This window comes from Kitasatospora sp. NPDC093558, assembly GCF_040683475.1.
Lineage (GTDB): Bacteria > Actinomycetota > Actinomycetes > Streptomycetales > Streptomycetaceae > Kitasatospora.
Map to the genome: position 1 here is coordinate 1 of NZ_JBFBDY010001221.1, position 1320 is coordinate 1320.

A 1320-nucleotide genomic window follows, 5' to 3' on the forward strand; every position below is an offset into this window, starting at 1 on the left:
CTACTACGAGCAGCAGGGGCTCATCACGCCGGAGCGCGCGGCCAACGGCTACCGCGACTACGACGAGTACCTCGTCGACCGCGTCGTCCAGATCCGCGGGCTGCTCGACGCCGGGCTGCCGACGCGGATCATCAAGCAGATCCTGCCGTGCCTCGACAAGCCGCGCGTCATCCACTTCGCGGACGCGACGCCCGACATGATCGCGACGCTGGAGAACGAGCGGGACCGCATGAGCGACCGCATCCGGTGCCTCACGCGCAACCGGGACGCGATCGCCGAGTATCTGGAGGCGGTCCGCGCCACGGCGCTGGATCCCGCGTCGACCTGAGGCGTTTGACCTTGACACATATGTGAGGGTTGCACGCTGACCGTCATGAACGACTCCCGCATCTGGCACGCCGAGTTCGGCCACGGCACCCCGGTCGTGCTCATCCACGGCTACACGATCGACCACCGGCTCCTCCTCCCCCTCGACCCCGCGTTCGCGGACCGGCCCGGGTGGCGGCGCATCTACCTCGACCTTCCCGGGCACGGCAACAGCCCCCGCCTGCCGGGGACGACCTCCGCGAGCACGATGGCCGACGCCGTCATGGCGCGGATCCGCGAACTCGTCGGACAGGAGCGGTTCGCCGTCGTCGGGCAGTCGTTCGGCGGGCAGCTGGCGCGGGCCGTGACGGCGGAGTTCGGCGAGCAGGTGCTGGGCTCGGCGCTGATCGTGCCGGTCGTCCGCTGGGGCGAGGACCGCACGCTGCCCGAGGAGACGGCGGTCGAGCGGGACGACGAGTTCCTCGCCGGCCTGTCGCCCGCGGACCGGCAGGTGTTCGGCTCCGTCATGGCCCGCCAAACGGAGGCGAGTTGGGACCTCTTCCGGCGATACCTCGTGCCCGGCTGGAACGCGCACGACCGAACGGCCGCCGCCGAGCTGGAGGCCGACTTCCTGCTCCCCACGTGGCCGGAGGACGGTGTGCCCGTCCACCGCGGGCGGCACCTGCTGGTCACCGGGCGGCAGGACGCGCTCGTGGGCTGGCGCGACCAGCTCGCGCTGCTCGACCACTATCCGCGGATGACGGTCGCGGTGCTCGACGGCGTCGGGCACAACCCGCAGGTGGAGAGCGCGGGCGCGGTCCGCGAGCTGTTCGGGCGGTGGCTGGACGTGCTCGGACCCCGGGGCTGAGGCGACTCGCTGTCGGCGGGGCAGGGGGCCTGTACGGGGCTTGTTCTGCCTTGCCCTGCCGATGGCGGGATGACGCCGCTACTGGCCGACGCGTCCGTCGACGCACTCGCGCAGGAGGTCGGCGTGCCCGCAGTGGCGGGCGTACT

The 1320-nt window shown here is 72.0% G+C and carries 3 protein-coding genes; 2 read left to right on the forward strand and 1 reads right to left on the reverse strand.

Annotated elements, in window-relative coordinates:
* Both AB0O00_RS39880 and AB0O00_RS39885 read left to right on the forward strand, forming a co-directional pair.
* A partial coding sequence (locus tag AB0O00_RS39880; protein WP_363659561.1) for a MerR family transcriptional regulator occupies positions 1-328 on the forward strand: 328 nt, incomplete at its 5' end.
* A 45-nt stretch (positions 329-373) separates the two neighbouring features.
* On the forward strand, positions 374-1174 hold the full coding sequence (locus AB0O00_RS39885; protein ID WP_363659562.1) for an alpha/beta fold hydrolase: 801 nt from the start codon (positions 374-376) through the stop codon (positions 1172-1174).
* Positions 1175-1252: 78 nt separating this feature from the next.
* Here AB0O00_RS39885 and AB0O00_RS39890 read toward each other — a convergent pair.
* Positions 1253-1320: DUF664 domain-containing protein (locus AB0O00_RS39890; protein WP_363659563.1), on the reverse strand; the 68-nt coding region annotated here is incomplete at its 5' end.

Bases quoted from the DNA above. Each gene is read 5' to 3' on its own strand.
- AB0O00_RS39885 (WP_363659562.1), top strand. From the start codon at position 374: ATGAACGACTCCCGCATCTGGCACGCCGAGTTCGGCCACGGCACCCCG.